This is a genomic window from Caballeronia sp. LZ003, assembly GCF_031451465.1.
In the GTDB taxonomy this organism is placed as follows: domain Bacteria; phylum Pseudomonadota; class Gammaproteobacteria; order Burkholderiales; family Burkholderiaceae; genus Caballeronia.
Genome location: NZ_JARUXJ010000001.1, coordinates 1,192,353 through 1,205,048, shown reverse-complemented (window position 1 = coordinate 1,205,048; position 12,696 = coordinate 1,192,353). Strand labels below are relative to the sequence as shown.

10 protein-coding genes are annotated in these 12,696 nt (G+C 62.8%); 1 reads left to right on the top strand and 9 read right to left on the bottom strand.

Annotated elements, in window-relative coordinates; genetic code table 11:
* Positions 1 to 11: 11 nt before the first annotated feature.
* The 7 genes from QCE79_RS05565 to QCE79_RS05535 all read right to left on the bottom strand — a co-directional run bounded on the left by QCE79_RS05565 (position 12) and on the right by QCE79_RS05535 (position 8,456).
* The gene (locus QCE79_RS05565; RefSeq protein ID WP_309845207.1) at positions 12 to 824 is read right to left on the bottom strand and encodes an ABC transporter substrate-binding protein; all 813 of its coding nucleotides are present in this window, start codon (positions 822 to 824) and stop codon (positions 12 to 14) included.
* Between the two features lie 458 nt (positions 825 to 1,282).
* On the bottom strand, positions 1,283 to 2,302 hold the full coding sequence (gene astE, locus QCE79_RS05560) for a succinylglutamate desuccinylase (protein ID WP_309842531.1): 1,020 nt from the start codon (positions 2,300 to 2,302) through the stop codon (positions 1,283 to 1,285).
* Positions 2,286 to 3,626 carry an N-succinylarginine dihydrolase gene (astB, locus tag QCE79_RS05555; protein ID WP_309842528.1) on the bottom strand — a complete coding sequence of 447 codons (1,341 nt, stop codon included), beginning with the start codon at positions 3,624 to 3,626 and terminating at the stop codon, positions 2,286 to 2,288. The genes astE and astB overlap by 17 nt, the downstream gene beginning before the upstream one ends.
* A gap of 20 nt (positions 3,627 to 3,646) precedes the next feature.
* Positions 3,647 to 5,119 (bottom strand): succinylglutamate-semialdehyde dehydrogenase, encoded by a 1,473-nt coding sequence (astD, locus tag QCE79_RS05550; RefSeq protein ID WP_309842526.1) that lies wholly within the window; start codon positions 5,117 to 5,119, stop codon positions 3,647 to 3,649.
* 11 nt (positions 5,120 to 5,130) lie between these two features.
* Positions 5,131 to 6,165 (bottom strand): arginine N-succinyltransferase, encoded by a 1,035-nt coding sequence (gene astA / locus QCE79_RS05545; RefSeq protein WP_309842523.1) that lies wholly within the window; start codon positions 6,163 to 6,165, stop codon positions 5,131 to 5,133.
* Positions 6,162 to 7,214, bottom strand: coding sequence for an arginine/ornithine succinyltransferase subunit alpha (gene aruF, locus QCE79_RS05540; protein ID WP_250464691.1), 1,053 nt, complete (start codon positions 7,212 to 7,214; stop codon positions 6,162 to 6,164). The genes astA and aruF overlap by 4 nt, the downstream gene beginning before the upstream one ends.
* Before the next feature lie 12 nt (positions 7,215 to 7,226).
* Positions 7,227 to 8,456: an aspartate aminotransferase family protein gene (locus tag QCE79_RS05535; protein ID WP_250508880.1), complete on the bottom strand. Its 1,230-nt coding sequence runs from the start codon at positions 8,454 to 8,456 to the stop codon at positions 7,227 to 7,229.
* Positions 8,457 to 8,719: 263 nt separating this feature from the next.
* On the opposite strand from QCE79_RS05535, the gene QCE79_RS05530 reads away from it, so the two are divergent.
* Positions 8,720 to 10,693 carry a cytotoxic necrotizing factor Rho-activating domain-containing protein gene (locus tag QCE79_RS05530; protein WP_309842518.1) on the top strand — a complete coding sequence of 658 codons (1,974 nt, stop codon included), beginning with the start codon at positions 8,720 to 8,722 and terminating at the stop codon, positions 10,691 to 10,693.
* Positions 10,694 to 10,792: 99 nt separating this feature from the next.
* Here QCE79_RS05530 and QCE79_RS05525 read toward each other — a convergent pair whose 3' ends face one another.
* Both QCE79_RS05525 and QCE79_RS05520 read right to left on the bottom strand, forming a co-directional pair.
* The gene (locus tag QCE79_RS05525) at positions 10,793 to 11,776 is read right to left on the bottom strand and encodes a GlxA family transcriptional regulator (RefSeq protein WP_244828008.1); all 984 of its coding nucleotides are present in this window, start codon (positions 11,774 to 11,776) and stop codon (positions 10,793 to 10,795) included.
* Positions 11,777 to 11,855: 79 nt separating this feature from the next.
* A complete protein-coding gene (locus QCE79_RS05520) occupies positions 11,856 to 12,683 on the bottom strand; it encodes an ABC transporter ATP-binding protein (RefSeq protein WP_404989070.1) in 828 nt (275 codons plus the stop codon).
* Positions 12,684 to 12,696 lie beyond the last annotated feature (13 nt).

Below are 12,696 nucleotides of genomic sequence, written 5' to 3'. Positions count from 1 at the left end.
AAGACCAAGCCTTACTTCAAAACCACTTTCACATCGAAGTACTTGGCCGCGAACCGGTCGATGCTCCCATCGTCCTTCAACTCCTTCAGCGCGCGATTGAGCGCATCCTTCAGCGCCTTATCGTTCTTGCGCACGCCGAAGCCGACGCCTGATCCGAGCAGCTTGTTATCCGACACCGCCGGTCCCGCGAACGCGAAACCCGCGCCTTGCGGCTGCTTCAAAAAGCCCTTCGATGCCGCCTCGGCATCTTGGAACGCGGCATCCAGACGGCCCGTCGCGAGATCCGCGTAGATCTGATCCTGCGCCTGATACGACTCGACATCTATCCCCGCCGGCGCCCATTTCGCCTTCGCGTATGTCTCTTGAATCGAGCCTTGCAGCACGCCCACGCGCTTGCCCTTCAGACCATCGACGCTCGGCAGGATCGTGCTGCCCTTCTTCGCGACGAGCTGGTTGGGAATCGTATAAATGGGATCGGTGAAGTCGATCGCGACGCGCCGCTTGTCCGTGATCGTCATGTCGGAGTTGATGGCGTCGAACTTGCGCGCCTGCAAGGCCGGAATCAGGCCGTCGAACGAATTTTCGACCCACACGCATTTCGTCTTCAGCTTCGCGCACACCGCGTTGCCGATGTCGATATCGAAGCCCGTCAGTTCACCCGACGGCGTCTTGGATTCGAACGGCGCGTAAGACGCCTCCACGCCGAAGCGCAGTTCCTTCATGCTGTCGGCGGCATGCGCGTCGAGCGTTGCCATGCCTGCCGCCGCGGAAACGCTCACGAGCGCGAACGCGGCAAACCTGCGATTGAGCCATTGCAGTTTAATCAAGTCCATCTCCTTCCAGTTCGATTCGTTCGTCTCTGTTAGATGCCGCATGCCGCCAGCGTCCGAAGCATCGCGGCACGGAAAGCCATGCTCAAACGTCTCGGCGATGATCGCTGCGCCGCATCAAACACAGGGCCGCGATTGTAGCGCGGTCGCGGCAACAGACTGTGGAGATAACGTGGACGGGAAAGTTGCAAGTGGCGGTCGCGTTCATGCAAGTGCAAATGGACGGCCGGGTGCGCGGGCAGGTGCGTGCTGCAAGCTCAAGCTAGAGCCCAAACGCAAACGCACGGGCAAGCCCACGCACAAGTGCAAACACGCGACAGATCGCGAAGGCGTGCCACCCACCTCGATAGACATCTCGGCGATGTGCCGCCCAATAATCGCGACCGATGTGTGGCCACAAGCACGACTCGACGCTCGGACAAACGTGCAAGCGCCACCGCAAACGCCAGCGCTCAATCGAGCGCCGCTAGCGTAGCCTCGGTCGTATCGACGACCATCAGCCCCGCGCGCAATCCCGCCTTGACCCGAGCATTGGGAAACACGATCCGCTCTTCATCGTGCGATACGCGATACCGGTAATCACCGTCATGCGCGAGCTCGGTGCCCGCCGGAAACGCCGTGAAATTCGGCACGTCGCCAGCTACGTTCAGCACGAACGCATCGCTTTGCTTGTCGATCTGCGCGACCACGGAAAATACGCGCAAAGGCGCATCCGCGTCCGGCCGCTCACCGCCTACCAGACGACGCAACGCCGCATCCGATGCCGCGAAACGCGTGAGATCGTTCGCGCCGAACGGACGCACCTTGCCGAGCTCCAGCGTGCAGGCAAGCGCGTTGCAAGCCTGCGCCGTGAAGTATGAGAACGTATTGTTCTTCTCGCGATGCAAAAGCACCGCCTGCAAGCGCGCATCGCGCAGCCAGTCGAACATCGCGCGTGCGAGCGGTGCGCCGGTGTGCGGCAGCAAGGCGAACTGCTCGAATACCGAGGCGCGTATCGCCGTGTGCATGTCGATATGCCATCGCGCATGCGTGACGCCCTCGAAGAACGCCAACGCACTCGCTTCGAGCGACGCCGCGCGAGGCGCTTCCCGGCTCTGCGTGAACTTCGCATGGCGGCCGCTAAAAAGCCGGTTCAGATCGTCGTCGATATACCGCTCACCCGCGCTGATCGCCTCGATGTTGCCGAGAATCACCAGCATGCGCGCGGCAAGTGGCGCCGCGCCGCTCGCGATATCGGCAACAAGCCGCGACAGCATTTCGATGGGCGCGGTTTCATCGCCATGAATGCCCGCCGATGCAATCACGCTTTGCGATGCCTCGTTCGCCGCGGGTTCGAGCAGCAGCACGCCATCGTCCTGCCAGGTCCAGCGCACGCCCGAAGGCGCGACGCCGAAGGTTTGCGACGGCTGCGCGCCCGACAGCGTGAAGCGCAAAAAATCGTTCAGCAGCAAGGCATCAGCGCTGGAAGTCATAGATCGATCCGAGCGAGAGAATGGCCGTCAATTCATCGAGCGCGGTGCGCGACTGATCGAGCAATTGCGGATCGGCGAGATCGGCGGGCGCGAGGCGATCGCGATAATGTGTGTCGATCCACGCATCGAGGCGGGTGAAGAGCGCGTCGTTCATCCAAACATCGCGATTGACGGCCGCGTGCTCCACGTCGTTCAGCACGACGCGCAAGCGCAGACACGCCGGGCCGCCGCCGTTTTTCATGCTCTCGCGCAGATCGAAGACGAGCACTTCGTCGATCGGCGTGGATCGCTCGCCCAGCGAATCCAGATACGCGGCCACGCGCTCGTTCTCGCGGCATTCCTGCGGCACGACGAGCACTTGCTTGCCCTGAACGTTCGACAGCAACTGACTGTTGAAAAGATACGACGAGACCGCATCCGCGACGCTCACTTCGCTCTCCGGCACTTCGAGCGCCGTGAAGACCGCGCCACGCGCCGCGAGCTTCGCGCTCAGTTCGTCGTACACGCGGTGTTGATCGACGAACGCGCGCTGATGGCAAAACAGCGTCGTGCGATTGCCGACCGCGATGACATCGTTGTGGAACACGCCGGCATCGATCACATCGGGCGATTGCTGCGCGAAAACGGTCGCCGACTCATCGAGTTCATGCAGACGCGCGACGGCCCGGCTCGCCTCCAGCGTCTGCCGCGCGGGATAGCGTTGCGGCTGCGGTCCCTGCGCATATTCGCTGCGTCCGTAGACAAAGAACTCGACGCCCTTCTCCCCATATTCGCGCGCAAAACGCGTGTGATTCGCCGCGCCTTCGTCGCCGAGCGCGGGCGTGCCGGGCAGCGCGTGATGAATGCGAAAGCGCGCTTCGTCGACGAAGATCGCGGCGAGCGAACGGCGCGTTTCGCCATGCTCGATCGCGCGATGCAGCTTCGCGGCGAGATTCGCGGGCGTGAAGTGGACGCGGCCATCGGCGGTATCGGCGGAAGGACTGACGGTCGCGGCGTTGGCGGTCCACATCGCCGATGCGGAACTGGCCGCCGCCAGCAGTTCGGGCGCTTCGCGAGCGGCGCGCGCGATGACCGTGGCATCGTCGCCGGAAAAGCCGACGTCGCGCAGAAGACGCACGGAAGGCCGTTCGAGCGGCGGCAAGACGCCTTGCTTGAAGCCGAGGTCCGCCAGCCGCTTCATCTTGCGCAAGCCCTGCTTCGCGGCGGCCTTCGGGTTCGCCACCGACTTCTCGTTGCTGCGCGACGCGACGTTGCCGAACGACAGCCCCGCGTAGTTGTGCGTCGGGCCGACCAGCCCGTCGAAGTTTGCTTCGAATGAAGACATCCTTGATCCTTCGCGGTTCTTTAGAACGTGAGTCCCGGCGACACGCTCGCGGGCATCTGCAGTTGCGCGCTTTCCACCGATGCCATCGGGTACGAACAGTAATCCGCCGCATAGTACGCGCTCGGCCGCTGATTGCCCGAGCGCCCGATGCCGCCGAACGGCGCCGCCGACGAAGCGCCGTTGGTCGGCCGGTTCCAGTTGACGATGCCCGCGCGAATGGTGCGCTGAAAGTGCGTCCACGCGGCTTCGTCGTCGGCGAGCAAGCCCGCCGAGAGACCGTAGGCCGTATCGTTCGCGCGTTCGATGGCCTCGTCGAAAGTCCGGTAGCGCGTGACCTGCACGAGCGGCCCGAAATGCTCTTCGTCGGGAACGTCGGCCGCGTGGGTCACATCCAGGATAGCCGGCGTGACGAAGCCCAGATGCGCCGCGCGCTGCTTCATCTCGAGCACGGGCGCCGCGCCCGCTTCGATCAGATGCGCCTGCGCCTTGACGAGCCGCGCCGCCGCGCGCGCCGAGATCACCGCGCCCATGAACGGCTGCGGATCTTCGTCGTAAGCGCCAACGCGAATGTTCGCACTCACTTCGGCGAAGCGCTGCATGAAGCGCTCGCCGAAGGCATCGTCGGGAACGAAGAGACGGCGCGCGCACGTGCAACGCTGTCCCGCCGACAAGAACGCCGATTGAATGGTGTGATGCACGGCGGCGTCCACGTCGTCCGTATGCGCGACGACGAGCGGATTGTTGCCGCCCATTTCCAGCGCGAGCACGATCTCCGGCCGCCCACCGAACTGGCGATGCAACAGCGTGCCCGTATCCGAACTGCCGGTGAAGAAAAGCCCGTCGATTTGCCGATGATTCGCCAGCGCCACGCCTGTCTCCTTCTCGCCCTGCACGAGATTCAACACGCCGGCGGGCAAGCCTGCTTCGCTCCACAAAGCGACCGTCGCTGCAGCCACGCCCGGCGCGAGTTCCGAAGGCTTGAACACGACCGCGTTGCCCGCGATGAGCGCCGGCACGATATGACCATTGGGCAGATGCCCCGGAAAGTTGTACGGCCCGAACACGGCAACGACGCCATACGGCCGATGCCGCAACACGGCGACGCCATCGGCCATGGGTGCGCGCTTCTCGCCGGTGCGCTCGTGATAGGCCTGCACGGAGATATCGACCTTCGCGGCCATCGCAGCCACCTCGGTGCGCGCTTCCCACAACGGCTTACCGGTCTCGCGGCCGATGGCGTCGGCGAGCGCTTCCTTGTTCTCGTTCAACGACGCGGCGAAGCGGCGCGCAATGGCGACGCGTTCATCGAAACTCACCGCCGACCAGGACGCAAACGCGCGCCGCGCCGATGAAACCGCGCGCTCGACATCGTCGGCCGAAGCACTGTTGCCTTGCCAGACGACCGAGTCCGTCGCCGGGTTGCGCGAGGCGAACGCCGCACCCTTGCCTTCGAGCCACTCGCCGCCTATATACAGCTGATTCTGGATAGTCATGTCGTTTCTCTTTACTTGGCGCGCGGATAAGACGTGAGCACGCGCACGGCATCGCCTGCGGTTACGCGCAGGGCATCGGCTTCTTCCTGAGTCAGCAGGAACTCGCCGTCATCGACCGCGCCAACGGTCGCGCCGCAGCGAAACCCTTCGAGCAGCGTGTTCGACACGAGACTGCGCGCATCGCTTTCGATGGCGGCATCGCGCACGCCGATCCTCACTTCGGCCAGCACGCTTTCACGCACCGTGCGCAAATCCGCGACGTGACATTCGAGCACGGGACCGGCATCGAAGATATCGACGTGATTCTCGTAGCGCAGCCCTTCGGCTTCGAGCATCTTGCGCGCGGGCGCGGTATCGCGATGCGTGATGCCGACCGCATCGCGCGCGGCATCGGGCAACAAGTCGAGGTACACGGGATAACGCGGCATCAGTTCCGCCACGAACGACTTCTTGCCATGCGAGCTGAGATAGTCCGCTTCGTTGAAATCGATCTGATAAAAATGCGAGCCGACCGCGTTCCAGAATGGCGACTCGCCGTTGTCATCGAAATGACCGCGCAACTCGGCGCACAGACGCTGCGGAAACCGCGAAGTGAATTGCGCGATGAACATGAAGCGCGAGCGCGACAGCAAACCGCCGACACCCGCCGTGCGATAACGCGGGCTCAAAAACAGCGAGCACACTTCCGCGTAACCGGTGAGGTCGTGCGAGATGTTGAGCAGCGACATACGCGTCCATACGCCCAGATCCTTGCTCGCATGCACGACCGTTGCCACGCGATAGTTGTAGAACGGCTGCTCCAGTCCGACTTCCGTTTCGATGCCGCAAACGCCCGCGATATCGCCCGTCGCGGTGTCTTCCATCACGAAGAGATAGCCTGCCTCGAAAGCCTCGGCGGCATCCGCAAGCGTGCGGCGCGCGCGTTCGACGCGCGCGGCGAGCGCCTCGCGATCCGGCTTGAAGGTGGTCAGGCCCGGACCCGTTTCGAGGGCCAGCGCGACGAGTGCGTCGACATCTCCCGGCCGCACAGAGCGCACGACGATCATTGCAATTCTCCCGAAGCCTGATGCAAGGGCACGGCACGCACCGTCTCTTTTTCCTGCACGCCGAGCGCCGCGCGCGCGTCGGCGCTCAAGGCCGCGCCGTCGGACCGCGTGCCCGCCAATGGTGCGACGATCGCGCGAAATTCGTGCGCGCCGCCCGCGGCCACGAGATACGGCGCGGCGCGTGAACCGGCAAGCGCGCCATCGCGCACCGTGCGCAATTCGCCCGAACTCGCCGATGCGCTCTTGTCCACGGCTATCGTCAACACCGGGCCGGCGTCGAAGATGTCGACGAAACGGTCGGGCTCGAAGCCCTCTTCCAGATGGATGTCGTATGCAAGGAGCGTGCTTTCGTTCGGCTCGCCGAGGACGCGCTGCGCTTCGCCTGGCAAGAGCGGTACATAGATGGGATAACTCGGCATGACTTCGGCAATGAACGTGCGGCTGCGTCCACCCGATTCGAGTTCCACCTGCTCGAAGTCGCGGCTGAAAAACTTGCGTCCCACTGCTTCCCAGAACGGCGACGCGCCGGTGTCGTCGCTGACGCCGAGCATCAGCGAGAAGACTTCGCTCGAAAAGCGCTTGCGGTTCGCGGCGATATACAACATGCGCGAACGCGACAGCAAATGCGCCGCCGCTTCGCCTTCGGGCGTGCGCAGCGACGGATCGATATAAAAGCCCGTGAGACGGCTCTTGCCCGTGAGTTCGTGCGACATCGTGAGCGCGTGAATCTTGCGATTCACCTTGAGTTCGCGCGATGCGTGGATCAGCGCGTCGTTACGAAACGCGTAGAACGGCTCCGAGTACCCTGCCGACGCGACGATGCTCGATGTCCCGAGCAGCTTGCCCGTCGCCGAATCCTGCATCACGAAGAGATAGAACTCTTCGCCGGGCAAATCCACCTCGGCGCGAAACGAATCTTCCGAGAGCGCAACGCGCGTTTCGAGCGCGCGGCGGTCGCGCGGCAGCGAATGCAGCACGGGTTGCGCCGCACGCGCCATCCGTTCGAGCTCGTCGAGATCGGAGAGTCTTGCGGGACGAACGAATAGCATCATCGGGTCCTATTAGCGAGTGACGGCGGACGCGTTCACGAGCTGGCCGATTGCCTGCTCGATACGCGCGAAGCCTTCGTCGAGATCGGCCATCGGCATGATGAGCGACGGCGCGAAACGCAGCACGTTGGGGCCGGCGATCAGCATGATCACGCCATTCGCCGCTGCCGCATTGAGCACGTCCTTCGCGCGGTCCTTGTAAGCGTCGTTGAGTTCCGCGCCGATCAGAAGACCGCGACCGCGAATCTCCCTGAACATGTTAAAGCGCTCGCCAATCCGCTGCAGATGCGCCTTGATCGCGCGGCTGCGCGCTTCCACGCCTGCGAGCACCGTTGGATCGCTGATCAGTTCGACGACCTTTTCCGCAATCGACGCGCCAAGCGGATTGCCGCCATACGTCGTGCCGTGCACGCCGACCGAGAAATGGCTTGCGATCGCTTCGGTGGTCAGCATCACGCCGATGGGAAAACCGTTGCCCAGCGCCTTCGCGCTCGTGAGAATGTCGGGCGTCACGCCATACTGCATGTATGCGTAGAACGTGCCCGTGCGGCCGACGCCCGTCTGCACTTCATCGAAAATCAGGAGTGCGCCGTGCTTGTCGCAGGCTCGGCGCAGACCCTCGAGGAACGCGGGATCGGCGGGCAGCACGCCGCCTTCGCCTTGCACCGGCTCGACGATCACCGCGCACGTGTCCGGACCGATGGCTTCGACGGCCTTCGCGAGATCGTTATACGGCAGATGCCGAATGCCTTGCGGCTGCGGCCCGAAGCCTTCCGCGTATTTCGGCTGGCCGCCCACGCTCACCGTGAAGAAAGTGCGGCCATGAAACGATTGCGTGAACGAGACGATGCCGATCTTCTCCGGACCGAATGTGTCGATGGCATAACGGCGCGCGAGCTTGAGCGCGGCTTCGTTGGCTTCGGCGCCCGAGTTGGCGAAGAACGCGCGATCCGCGAAAGTGAGGTCCGTGAGGCGTTTCGCGAGGCGCAACACCGGCGCGTTGGTGTAGCCGTTGCCGATATGCCAGAGCTTCTCGCCCTGCTCGTGCAAGACCTTGAGCAGTTCGGGATGCGCATGACCGAGCGCCGTGACCGCTATGCCGCCCGCGAAGTCGATGTAGTCTTTTCCTTCGGTATCCCACACGCGAGAGCCGCGGCCTTTTTCCGGCACGAAACTCGCCGGCGAAAACACCGGCACCATGACTTCGTCGAACGTATCGCGGCTTACCTTGATCTCGCTCATGCTGTGCTCCTCGTCTGCCATTGCAATGCCTCCGATATTAGGCAATCGCGCGCCATCCGTCTTGCGCGTTCGCGACATGCTTCGAGGGCTTTTCGCGGAACGGCGCGTGCAAGACCGCAGCGCAATGCCTTGGAGCACGCTTCCCTATCGCAGGATTGCGCGATTTATCCGGCGCATTGATCGCGTATTACCCCCGCCGGACCCCATCTCGTACGCTCGAGCTGTAACAAAAGGATTGACCACAACTCGTTGAGGAGGTCCGTATGCAGGTGAATTCGCAAACTGGGTATATGTACGGCGTATCGAATGATGAACTGACGCGAAATACGAGCGGCTTGCCGCCGGAAACGCTGATACCGGCCGGTACGAGAGCGCTGGCGGCCCCGCCGCCCCGTGTGGGAAGCGAAAATACTCCGCCTGGGAACGCAGGCACGACGGGAGGCCCGCAAACGCCGCCAGCAACGCCACCCACCTTTCACGGGCAGAACGTATTCACGCGTTATACGCCAAACGGATATTCCGTCTCCGCGAAGGGAGGAAGCTGGCTCACGCTTCGCCCCGACTTGGTCGCGCAGACTATCACCAATCGATTCGGCATGCTGGGAAATAACGTTCTCGCGATTGAAGGCAAATTGCAGGCTCATCAGGAGCTAACGGCGGACGAAATCGTCGCTCTAAGGCGGTTCGCTGTCGCGACGGAATATCTTGCGCGTGTCGATCCCGCGCTCAAGAGCATGCTGGACACACCGTCCACCCATACTCAAGACGAAGTGCAGATCAGCTATGTAGGCGGGCCGATTATCCGGACGGACTATACGCAAGCCGAAGTTCTCGAAATGACGTCCGAGGCTCTTAAAAATCCCCTCGCGTCCTTCGTAAAAAGCTCGCAGGACCTCGGTAAGAAGCTGGCAAGAGGAGAAGCGCTTACTCCCGAAGAGGCATCGACCATAGAACGGTATACCGGCGTGGCGGACCAGTTCATGGCATTAACGCCTGCTGGCTGGGCCATGAAAGTTGCCGGTATGTTGACTGGCGGCTTGAATCAAGTCTTAGAAGGAAAGCCACTTACGAGAGCATTGGCGCACGAGTTGCTCGACGAGCTGAACGTGCGGCCGAACTTGGGAGCCGTGCAAAGCGCACGAAACGAGACGCCGCCTGCAACACCTTCGACGCCGTTCGTCAAGCGGCCTGTACATCTCCAGGACGGGCGCATCGGGTACCTGTTGGGGCCGACCAAACCACCGCGCATGCGCCCGGAACAACCCGGTACCTCCGGCGTTTCGACAGCCGGGGGCGGCAGCACGACACGGCCGCCTGCCCGCCAGCTCGGCCAGCGCGATGTCGAGAAATTGGCCGGAAAAGGTCCGCTCAAATTACGTGCGCCCACCGATCAGGCGGCCGAACAGCAACGAATGAATTCGTTGCGCGTCCGGTTCGAATACTATCGGCACGACAGAGACGTCTCCGACATGGCCACGCCGATGGACGCCACCGAAGCGCGATACGATCAACGTCGCGACGTGCTGAACGTAGGCGAGACAAAGGATGCGACCTCGTACGACAGCAAAATGAAGATGTTCACCGGCACTTATTGGGACAAGAAAGGCGTTTCGCTCAAGAACACCGATCAGATCATCAGTATCGACAATGGCCGGGAGGGAGTCGGTGCGATCGCGGTGCCGTACTCGAAGATTCCGCGCGGGGGAACCGTCCTCGTGACTACAGGCACCCTGTCCGGATGTTCCGTGGTGATGGCATCGGACGGACGGAACTTTTATGCTTACCACGCCGGCACCAATCGCGCGGGTCCAGGATGGACGACCTCTGCGGACGGCGCCGCTGAAATCGTCCGAGCGCACAACGCAATGCGCCCAGATAGCCCGGTCGTTGCTTCTGCCTCGCCCGGCGGTCAAGACCTGATGAACGTCGGCAATAAGTATCCATTCTCGGTGATCGTTTATAACGGCAAATCGGGAAGCCTGACGAATCCGAGTACTGGCAACTCCGCTGAACGAATGTCGATGTTCGACTACTTCGAACCCGACAACTCGAAGAGCGTGGTAGGCACTGGAGAAGCGGTCATCTCCAAGGACATGAACGGCACCGTCTCGGTCCGCGTCCTGGCGGAAAAAGGAACGTTGAGCGATCCCAAGTCGGGGCCGGACGGAATGACGACCAAGTACACGATGCAAATGAGAAAAACGAGCGTCTATACCTTGCCGGAGGCGACTTCATAAAAGAAGCGCCGGTGCAAAACTTCGTGATTCGCTCGATGCGTCCATTGACCGGCGGACAGGCTCCGTTTCGGTCGATGGCGTGCGCCGCGAGGCACCTCGTCAATTGCGCTGGCCGCTGTCATCGGGCGGTTCGATGAGCGCGCCGCCGCGCGGTTCGTCGACCACGCCGCCGCGCTGCTTCTCGATCCAGTTGCGGCGCTCCTCGCGCGGCGTCACGCCGAAACGGTCGCGATAAGCATTCGAAAAATGCGCCGCCGATGAAAAGCCGCATGCAAGACTGATCTGCACGACCGACTTGCTCGTGCGCTGCAATTGCGTGCGCGCCTTGGTGAGCCGCAGATTGAGGTAGTACTTCGATGGCATCGCGCCGAGGTATTGGCGGAACAGCCGTTCGAGCTGCCGCCGCGAAATGCCAATGAGGTTCGCGATTTCATCGGTGGCGAGCGGGTCTTCGATATTCGCTTCCATGAGCTGCAAGGCGTCGTTGAGACGCGGATGACGCTCGCCCGGCGCGGTCACGAACGGAATGCGCTGCCGCTCCGTGCCCGCGCGCAACACGCCGACGCCGAGCGAGTCGGCAATGCGTTCGGCAAGATCCTGGCCGTGATCGCGCGCGATCATCGCCAGCATGAAGTCGATGCTCGCTTGCCCGCCCGCGCAGGTCGCGCGATTCCGGTCGATCTCGAAGATCTGCTGCGAGACGATGGCGCGCTCGAACTGCTCGGTGAATTGCTGATACGTTTCCCAGTTCACCGCGACGCGATACTGCGCGAGTTGTCCCGCCATGGCGAGCCACCAGACACCGTGATGGATGCCGGAAACGAGCGGCGTGCGGGGCGCCACGCGCGCGAGACTTGCCAGAAAGAGGCGGTAGTCGGCGAACTGCTGGTAGCGCTCCGAGATCACGATGAGCCAGTCGCACTGCACCGCGTCGTTGAAGGCGCAATCGGCAGGCATGTGCGCACCGCCCGAGAGCGGCACCGGCCGGCCGTCCCACGAACAGATACGCCATTCGTAAAGCCTGTGCCCGTCGATCTCGTTGGCGAGCAGAAGACTGTCGATGATCGGCGCGATGCCGCTCATGGATACCGGCGGCAGCGCCACGATCACGACCTGCAACGGCCCGGACGAGCCCGCGGAACCCGGCGGCGACAGCCCCACCTTACTTGAGACTGCCGGACAGGAATTGACGCAGGCGGTCGCTTTGCGGCGCGCTCAGCACATCGGCGGGTGCGCCCTCTTCCTCGGTGCGTCCCTGATGCAGAAACATCACGTGATTCGACACGTTGCGCGCGAAGCCCATCTCGTGCGTGACGACGATCATCGTGCGGCCTTCCTCCGCGAGCTTCTGCATGACCTTCAGCACTTCGCCGACGAGTTCGGGATCGAGCGCGGACGTAGGTTCGTCGAAGAGCATGACATCGGGATGCATGGCAAGCGCGCGCGCAATCGCCACGCGCTGCTGCATGCCGCCCGACAAATGCGACGGATACTGCTTCTCCACGCGCGGCGGCAAACCCACTTTCTCCAGATACGTACGCGCGCGGTCCTCGGCTTCCTTCTTCGACAATCCGAGTACGTGGATGGGTGCTTCCATCACGTTTTCGATGGCGGTCATGTGCGACCACAAATTGAAGTGCTGAAACACCATCGCGAGTTTGGTGCGCACGCGCTGCAACTGCTTGTGATCGGCGACATCGAGATTGCCGGCCTTGTCCGCCTTCGTGCGCACGGGTTCGCCGTCGACGACGATCTGCCCCGCGTTGGGCTTCTCCAGAAAGTTGATGCAGCGCAGGAACGTGCTCTTGCCCGAACCGCTCGCGCCGATGATGCTGATGACATCGCCCGCGCGCGCCGAGAGCGACACGCCCTTCAGCACTTCGTTGTCGCCGTAGCGCTTGTGAATGTCACTGGCGACGAGCTTGGTCGCGACGTCTTTAGCGGTAGGCTCCAACGCTTTCTCCTCGGATGATGGCTTGTCGTGATGCATGGCTTCGGATTTT

Coding starts and splice junctions, on each gene's coding strand:
- astE (WP_309842531.1), bottom strand. CDS start 2,302: ATGACTTCCAGCGCTGATGCCTTGCTGCTGAACGATTTTTTGCGCTTC.
- astB (WP_309842528.1), bottom strand. CDS start 3,626: ATGTCTTCATTCGAAGCAAACTTCGACGGGCTGGTCGGCCCGACGCAC.
- astD (WP_309842526.1), bottom strand. CDS start 5,119: ATGACTATCCAGAATCAGCTGTATATAGGCGGCGAGTGGCTCGAAGGC.
- astA (WP_309842523.1), bottom strand. CDS start 6,165: ATGATCGTCGTGCGCTCTGTGCGGCCGGGAGATGTCGACGCACTCGTC.
- aruF (WP_250464691.1), bottom strand. CDS start 7,214: ATGCTATTCGTTCGTCCCGCAAGACTCTCCGATCTCGACGAGCTCGAA.
- QCE79_RS05535 (WP_250508880.1), bottom strand. CDS start 8,456: ATGAGCGAGATCAAGGTAAGCCGCGATACGTTCGACGAAGTCATGGTG.
- QCE79_RS05530 (WP_309842518.1), top strand. CDS start 8,720: ATGCAGGTGAATTCGCAAACTGGGTATATGTACGGCGTATCGAATGAT.
- QCE79_RS05525 (WP_244828008.1), bottom strand. CDS start 11,776: ATGAGCGGCATCGCGCCGATCATCGACAGTCTTCTGCTCGCCAACGAG.
- QCE79_RS05520 (WP_404989070.1), bottom strand. CDS start 12,683: ATGCATCACGACAAGCCATCATCCGAGGAGAAAGCGTTGGAGCCTACC.